8 protein-coding genes and 1 pseudogene are annotated in these 7,531 nt (G+C 41.5%); 6 read left to right on the top strand and 3 right to left on the bottom strand.

Going from position 1 to position 7,531, the window contains the following annotated elements; genetic code table 11:
* Positions 1–186 precede the first annotated feature (186 nt).
* The gene (locus EDD57_RS13890; RefSeq protein ID WP_131850014.1) at positions 187–636 is read right to left on the bottom strand and encodes an Rrf2 family transcriptional regulator; all 450 of its coding nucleotides are present in this window, start codon (positions 634–636) and stop codon (positions 187–189) included.
* A gap of 59 nt (positions 637–695) precedes the next feature.
* Between EDD57_RS13890 and EDD57_RS13885 the strand changes: the two genes are divergently transcribed.
* Positions 696–1,043 (top strand): hypothetical protein, encoded by a 348-nt coding sequence (locus EDD57_RS13885; RefSeq protein ID WP_131850013.1) that lies wholly within the window; start codon positions 696–698, stop codon positions 1,041–1,043.
* A gap of 283 nt (positions 1,044–1,326) precedes the next feature.
* On the opposite strand, the gene EDD57_RS13880 is transcribed toward EDD57_RS13885, so the two are convergent.
* Positions 1,327–2,688 carry a tetratricopeptide repeat protein gene (locus EDD57_RS13880; protein WP_131850012.1) on the bottom strand — a complete coding sequence of 454 codons (1,362 nt, stop codon included), beginning with the start codon at positions 2,686–2,688 and terminating at the stop codon, positions 1,327–1,329.
* Between the two features lie 292 nt (positions 2,689–2,980).
* On the opposite strand from EDD57_RS13880, the gene EDD57_RS13875 reads away from it, so the two are divergent.
* From EDD57_RS13875 to EDD57_RS13855, 5 genes are all read left to right on the top strand, one after another.
* Positions 2,981–3,358 (top strand): hypothetical protein, encoded by a 378-nt coding sequence (locus tag EDD57_RS13875; protein ID WP_131850011.1) that lies wholly within the window; start codon positions 2,981–2,983, stop codon positions 3,356–3,358.
* A 273-nt stretch (positions 3,359–3,631) separates the two neighbouring features.
* A complete protein-coding gene (locus EDD57_RS13870) occupies positions 3,632–4,207 on the top strand; it encodes a matrixin family metalloprotease (RefSeq protein ID WP_165873846.1) in 576 nt (191 codons plus the stop codon).
* Positions 4,208–4,222: 15 nt separating this feature from the next.
* A complete protein-coding gene (locus EDD57_RS13865; RefSeq protein ID WP_131850009.1) occupies positions 4,223–4,894 on the top strand; it encodes a hypothetical protein in 672 nt (223 codons plus the stop codon).
* An 80-nt stretch (positions 4,895–4,974) separates the two neighbouring features.
* Positions 4,975–5,652 (top strand): hypothetical protein, encoded by a 678-nt coding sequence (locus tag EDD57_RS13860; RefSeq protein WP_131850008.1) that lies wholly within the window; start codon positions 4,975–4,977, stop codon positions 5,650–5,652.
* Positions 5,653–5,663: 11 nt separating this feature from the next.
* Complete coding sequence (locus EDD57_RS13855; RefSeq protein WP_131850007.1) at positions 5,664–6,785, top strand: lipoprotein; 1,122 nt, start codon at positions 5,664–5,666, stop codon at positions 6,783–6,785.
* Between the two features lie 50 nt (positions 6,786–6,835).
* Here the strand turns inward: EDD57_RS13855 and EDD57_RS15030 are convergent.
* Positions 6,836–7,531 (bottom strand): annotated as a pseudogene (locus tag EDD57_RS15030) (collagen-like protein); the annotation flags it as partial.

The raw sequence follows: 7,531 nt of genomic DNA, 5'->3' as shown, positions 1-7,531 counted from the left end.
CAGCTTCCAATCTAATCTCTATTGAATACTTAGTCATAGAAAAAGCACCTCCAATTGGTGGATTTTTCGTGTCCAACAATTGGGGTGCAGTTCATGACGGATAGCTGGGTTTTTTCTATCGCTAAAACAAATGGTAGATCAACTTATAGCCCCGCTTACACTGGGCTTCTAATCTCTTTTGTTCGTTTATTCATTGTGTAACATTTTACTATTTCGTTTTTCTTTTTCCATAATATCTCGTTCTACATCTTCAACGGTTACATTTCCTAAAGCCTTCTCCAAGGTTGTTTGTGCGATCTCAAAGATGGGACCAATTGTATTTTGGATATTTCTCCCGACGGGGCACTCCGGATTTGGGTTTTCATGTATGCTAAACAATTCTTTATCTTGTACCACATTTACCGCCTTATAAACGTCCAGTAAGGTAATGTCAGATAAGTCCTTTGCGAGTTCTGCTCCTGCAATACCGGGTCTTACCTTTACCAGACCTGCCTGTTTCAGCATCCCCATGATTTTTCTGATGACGACCGGATTTGTATTTACACTGCCTGCTATGAATTCAGAAGAGCTAACCCCATTTTGATTTATTTTAATAAGCGTTAATATGTGAATTCCCACAGCAAAGCGACTACTGATAAATCAATCTATTATTGTGTTAGGGTATATGATATTACTTGTAAGAGAGGGGATTGAGCATGAAGAAGGCATTATTATTTGGAGTAATTCCAGTTTGTTTAGCTCTATCTACTATCCCTATTTGGGTTTCTAGTAATGATATAGAAAACGATGAATCCAATAAGGCGGAATTCCTACCTATATTCCTTGGTGATACGCCTCCTAAAGGATTCCATAATCAGAAGCTAGGCGAAGGAATTAACATGATTCCTAAGGAAAAGCTTCAAAAGCTACCAGCTGGAATGCAAGGAAGCATTTCTAGCGATGGAAAGATAGAGATATTCAAGCCTTCTTCTACGATAGAGTTTTTTGATGAGTCATCAGAACCTACTTCAAACCAAAGAAGGCTATCCCTCGATCAAGGCTAGAGGAATAGCTTTTTCTATGTGGATGGTTTAGATTCGTTGTCTAAGTGGAGGTGCTGATTTGGCTCGTGTTCTATCCACTGCTTGCACCCATCGAGTGCTAGCTTCTCGTATATGTAAGAATGAGTTGTAACATCTATTATTCAAGCAGAATGTTAGGTGACAAGCCTTATTGATGGTATCGGCCAATTCCTCTCATTTGCCCTAGTTCTGGTTATATATCTATCATTAAGTTGCTGTTTCGTCATCATCGCCTAAGCGGAGTGTTGGAGTGACTACATACCTTTTACAGCTCATACAAATCATCCTCACTTTTAAAATGGAGTTCTTTTTGTAGTATATACATTTCTTTCATACAAGTGATGAACTCATCATTACTTTTCATCATATCAAAACAGTTAGTCAGTTTCAATAAAGCAGAATGTTGCCGATGTTTGAAACCGTGTTTCCCTGTCAGTTTAATGGCTTCTTGAAAAAAGGGGACTGCATCAGCATAGTGACCTTGGTGGCTCAAGCAATTACCTTGGATAATTAAGGCTTTAGACAAGCGGAATATATCAGGTAACTTTCGGCTAATCTGAATCGCTTCTTGAATGTGTGCATATGCCTGTTTCCAGTCTTGTTGTGCGAGGAAGAGGACTGCTAAGTAGGAATGAATATCAATATGTCTTCGTGGATATTCCAAATTTCGGTCAATCTCTAGGGCCATTTGAAATCGCGACAGGGCTTTATTGAATAATCTTTGCTTTAGATAAATGCTTCCTAAGATGTTTAATAAATCAAGATATCCGTCATCTTGCATTTTGGTTTTCCGCGCAAGTTCAATCCCTTCTTCGCAGATTTGAATCGCTTTATTAAATTCCTCTTGCTCACGTAGTAAAGTAGAACGGTATTTATAAAAATTTAATCGAACAGGAATGTTTTCTATTTCGGATAGTGATTCCCATATTTCACTCAATAATTGTAAAGCTAGATCAGATTGAGAAGATTTCATGAGATACAGAATCTTATTGCTTAGTAGCAAATACCGAACTTCAGGCCTTTTTTTAGTATCATCAAAGGCTTCAAGCCCATTTTTTACATGTGCCAAAGCACTTAAGAAGTCGTTTTGATAGTGGCTACAACTGCTTAATTGGTTATAACAGAGGCTGATTATATTGTTTTCGGGTTCTAGCTTATGGATTCTACATAGCTGTATAGCTTGTTCAAAGTGAAAGCGCGCTTTTTTAAAATCATTACTTTTATAGTAATAGCGACCCTTTAAATAAGAGAGCCAAGGAGCGGATGTGTGGAAATCCTCTAGTTTCACTGCTTCTAGCTTGTTCAGGATTTCGAGTTTTCCCTCTGTTGAACCAAAGTTTTGATTATCCAGCATCGTTTCAATACAGTCAAAGTAAAATCTTAGCTCTTCCATCGCATATTGTTCTTGTTGGATTAACGAATCTAGCTTCGCTTGATCGAGATTCAACTTCTTCAGCAAATAGGCAAATGTCTCATCCCTCGGATCTACTTCTCCGCGCTCAATATTACTAATCGTCGAAGCGGATAAGCTCAAATCTTCGAGGTCCTTCTGATTTAATCCCAAATCTTTTCTTGTCTTCTTCACGATATATCGGGCTAAACTAGCTTCTGTATAAGGATTTTCCATATCAATCTACCTTTCTTTGTTAGAGTGAACAGAAAAATATTCAAAATAGAAACTCTTTTATCATTTTAATTCTCCACGTTAAAATCAATCCCCTTCTAATGAGACAAGCTCAATAAAATAAGCATTCACGATCTCATTAAACCCACTCGTGCCAGTTTGAAAGTTAAAGTACCTTAATATTGAAAAAATTTAAACAATAAAATATAATTTAACTGACGAAGCAGTAAGATCGCAGAAACATACCTGCTCTATATCTGACTTTCTAAAAACAAAAGAACGGAGTGTTTGGAAATTGTTAAAACTTCAGGTTGAAGGTTCACGAGAGAAGATCAAGTCCTTTATGGATGATGTCCACCGCAATCCCAGTGTAAAAGTCTTAGAGCAAGAGACTGGATACAAGATCAAAGATGGCGAAGTCCAGCCCTGCGTTAAGTGTTCTATCGATCACATACCCGAACGGCGTATGAGTCTGATTCAGATCATCACCACTGACGGTCAGAAGATCGAATTTAAGATGTTCGATATGGTCCAAGCAGCCATCACCGAAGGCATAAAAGTCTTCGCCGGCCGATCCGTGGACATCTTCAGCGTTATCCAAGAAGAAAAAGAAGCCTTCAGATTATGGAAGAAGCTACGAGAAACATTCGAAGAAAAAGACGAACGCTCCTAGCACTTCCCACACTCTTACAGGCTCGTAATTTGAAGTGTAGATACATGCTCCAGACTACCCCCAGTAGTCCGGCCCATCACCTACACCCACCACTCTCTAAGGAGGTGATGCCAAACTATACGTATACCACCAGCATACACCAATGCCCCCTATCAAGTCACGAATACTGTTTTGAAACACACATATTTCAAGCCAAATATGAAGGACGTAGGGAATTTTAGCGAGAACTCGTCCTTTGTATTTTCCTACAAGAGAACAAACGAGGTGGATAGTTTGAAAAAGAGACTGTCGTTATTATTGTCGGCTTTAGCTGTTGTTCTGTTTTTTCCAATAGAATCATCTGCCTATATTCTTTACGGTCACAAGCTAACCAATGGAGTAGGAAATTGGGGTAAGAATCGCCAATACTACTACCTACATGATTCAGCAAACCAATATAAACCTCTTATCAAAAATGCTTGGAATACTTGGGTTAACTCGTCTAGTATTCTATCGACACCTATATCCTTTCGAGAATCGACCAACAAAAAAGCAAGTGTTGTTGAATTTTTTTCCATCAATAACCCCTCAAAAAAATATGCTGGGATGACTTACTTTTACCGGTATAAAGAGGAGGTTGAACCAGAGAAGAGCAACTGGGGATGGACGGAAATTGAGTTGAATCAAGCGGAATTGAAATATATCGGTGAAACAGACCAACAAGGAACGATTGCCCATGAGATCGGGCACGCTATGGGTTTGGCTCACAATGGTAATGAGTTTTCTGTTATGTGTCAATTTGCATATGGCAGGAAAACAAGCAGGCCTTTGCTAGATGACTACAAGGGTATCAACGCAATATATAACTAAAGGAGCGATTGTACAATGAAAAAAGGATTTATCCTTATGGGCATTAGTGCTATCTTGTTAGGCTCTTTCGTAGTGGTCTCTGCCTTTTCAACAAACACGGAAACAAATGCTACAGCTACAAAGAAAACGACTGATGAAACAGCATCGGGGTTCATAACCGTTGATACTCATGCAGATATTGTGAGAGCCTACAACGATATACCAAGCTTAACAAAAGCTTCTGCCATTGTAATCGAAGGCGATGTAATGAGTACTAGCACAAAGTATTATAAGGATGAGATTGCGCCGTGCACACTCTCACAAGTGAAAGTTTCTAAGGTGATAAGTGGTGATGTAAAGATTGGAGATGTTGTAACATTTCAAGAAACAGGCGGTATCACAACTCAAAAATATGTAAGTGAACGGAGTCGTGGAAGAGACTTTCCTCCCCTCAGTGAAGTCGAAGAAAATAAGCAGGTAGATTTCAAGATCAATGGACTCTCTGCTATGAAGAAGGACGAAAAGGTATTGTTGTTTGGGGAAAGATATCAAGATATTTACCTTGTAGTAGGTGGATATCAAGGTAAATTCAAGGTCGATGGTAATAAGATTGAACGCCAATCTCCAAAGGGAGACGAATCTTTTTATCCCACTTTGAAAATGAGTCAGTCTAGTTTGGTAAATGAAGTTCAGCAACTTAAAAAGTAGGTCTATAAGGGCATTCCACATTACTCTGGAGTGCCCTCTTAGCAGTTAAGTCCCTATGCCGAAAAAGGAGCGACTCAAAGATGAAAAACGTTGTTTCGATTGCCTGTATGTGTTCTATGACTTTGTTGCTGAGTGCATGTCATGACACTTCGGCAATGCCAGAGAAAAAGATAAATCCCCCCACCCAGTCCAAACCAACGAAGCCGAAAGAACCGCCTATGGAGTCTGCTTATGTTCAGGCGGATGCCTCCACCTTGTATACCGATGTCCGAAGCTTGACAAGAGCTGCTGATGTTGTATTGGAAGTCGATGTGCTCAGTACTAGCGTGAAATATGATCCCAAGGGACCTTCCGTTCCGTTTACCATTTCTCAAGTAAAAGTGGCAAAGGTCTTGAGTGGAAATGTACAAGTGGGCGATGTTCTAACGTTTGAAGAGATGGGAGGCATTACCACGAAAAAGGCTGAAAGGGAGCGCAGTGGAAGGGATTATCCCCTTCGTAAATCAGAAGAAAATAAGCTGGTGGAAGTGAAAGTGAATGGGATTTCGGTCATGAAGAAGGATGAGAGGGTCGTTTTGTTCGGGAGAAAGAGCAAGGATGACGGGATGTATCATGTGCTAGGTGGGTATCAAGGTAAGTTCAGTACAGATGGGAATACCTTTCAAAGGGCCGTGCCGAGGCAAGATGAGGGACTATACGCATCTTTAGAAATGACCCGGTCCATTTTGGAGTTTGAAGTGAAGCAGTCTAAACAGTAGGGGGCATGTATGTGAAGAGGTTTTTACTTGTGTTTGTGAGTGCTTTATTGGTTACGGGGTGTTCCACGATAAAGGGTGATTTACCGAATGATAGATTTGTACAGCCAGTGCCTAAGCAGGCTCCTTCTTCCATCGTGCTCCAGCTGGATAGCCCGAGTATCGGGGATGTGGTGGTATCGGATGATGGGGAGTATGCGTATGTCGCTCTCAGTACGGATAAGGGGAAGAGTTTATCAAATGAGATTCACAAGATCCATCTCCGATCGAAAAAGAGGGAATCGATCTTCAAATCCGACTACAAGGCGGCCACGATTGGTGAGTTGCAGGTAAATGCGAATTGGATGGTTTGGAGCGAGTCTCGGGATCAGGGATCGGGGGAGATGGTGTGGGCGCGAAATCAAAAGACGGGAGTAAAAAAGAAGATTTATCAACAACGAGACGATGATATCAACCATATTCGGAGGCTCTCTACTTTGGTTGGTGATTCGGTCATCATGGCGTATGAAACACAAAGTAATAAGCATGTCGAAGTGAAACGAATTGATTTAAACACGTTTAAAGAAAAGGATCTGGTTCAGTACGCATATTCGGATAAGTCGCATGATATTAAGATGGATGGTGAACAGGATCGATTGATCTGGACGGACTTTAAAGATGGTACGGGGATGTTTCAACTCTATGATCTGAAAAGTGGGAAACAGTCTACGATTACGGATGGTCTAAAGGGTTGGAGGCCCGGGTATGTAAGGGCATTTAATCAGGAAAAGGTATTGTTCCAGAAATCGGAGGACATGGATTCAGGGAATGCTACTGTGTTTCTCTATGATCTGAACAAGAAGACGGAGACATTGGTCATAAAAGGAACTGAAGTGAATCAGCAAGCTTCACTAGATGGGAACAGCTTGTTCTTTACGAATGAGAGTGGAGGCGTGGAAGTCGTTACGGTGGAGAAGGGTGCGATTCAAAAGTGGACGACTCCACATGCGAAAGAGGGAAACATTGACTCTTTATATACTTCGAAGGGATATTTCATGATCGAACGGAACCAAGAGAAAGAAGGGAGAAGTGTTTCTACTTCGCTTGAGTTTTTTAAGGTAAGTGATTATGTAAAGGCTTGTACTCCTTCTAGTTAGCAGAGCTAAAAATAATAGCTGCCCAAAAGGACAGCTATTTAAAACAAATGCTAATTAATTTTCATTATACTAATACCTGCATATGCCGGCCTTCTTCCAGTAATAGCTTGGTTTCCAGATTGTAAAGTTACTGAATTACTTCCTCCATTTCTAACAGCAATGATTTGTCCAGCGTTCATCTGACGTATATATGGTATGGTTACCGAACCCGCTCCAACCCCTGTTGCACCACCTGCTGAAAAGAGAGTATTACTAATGTTGGCACCATTTATCGTGTACTCAAAGATGCCTACAGATCCTGGTGCAACCGAAATCGTAGCGATCATAAGATACAGGCCTGGAATCGCTACTTGGAAGCCGGTACCCCCGACTAGTGGAAGATTTGGATCTGTTTTATCAGGTAGATTAAATGGTATAGACGCTCCCGCTGCTAATTGGAGATTGGCTGTAGAAGAATCTCCGAAATAGGATATCGAAACGTTAGATATAGATCCGGTAGGTCCCGTGTTCCCTGCAGGTCCTTGAGGTCCCTGAGGCCCTTGAGGTCCCTGAGGTCCTTGAGGTCCAGAAGGTCCAGAAGGCCCTGAAGGTCCCGTGGGTCCAGTGACGCCGTCCGCCCCTGAAGGTCCCGTGGGTCCAGTGACGCCGTCTGCCCCTGAAGGTCCCGTGGGTCCAGTGACGCCGTCTGCCCCTGAAGGTCCCGTGGGTCCAGTGACGCCGTCCGCCCCTGAAGGTCCCGTGGGTCC

Origin of the sequence: Baia soyae, assembly GCF_004341445.1 — a bacterium.
In the GTDB taxonomy this organism is placed as follows: domain Bacteria; phylum Bacillota; class Bacilli; order Thermoactinomycetales; family Thermoactinomycetaceae; genus Baia; species Baia soyae.
The sequence above is the reverse complement of the archived record's forward strand: the minus strand, read 5'-3'. Positions and strand labels throughout refer to the sequence as shown.

What these genes read in the sequence shown, in the direction of transcription:
- EDD57_RS13865 (WP_131850009.1), top strand. Translation starts at nt 4,223, where the DNA reads ATGAAAAAAGGATTTATCCTTATGGGCATTAGTGCTATCTTGTTAGGC.
- EDD57_RS13860 (WP_131850008.1), top strand. Translation starts at nt 4,975, where the DNA reads ATGAAAAACGTTGTTTCGATTGCCTGTATGTGTTCTATGACTTTGTTG.
- EDD57_RS13885 (WP_131850013.1), top strand. Translation starts at nt 696, where the DNA reads ATGAAGAAGGCATTATTATTTGGAGTAATTCCAGTTTGTTTAGCTCTA.
- EDD57_RS13880 (WP_131850012.1), bottom strand. Translation starts at nt 2,688, where the DNA reads ATGGAAAATCCTTATACAGAAGCTAGTTTAGCCCGATATATCGTGAAG.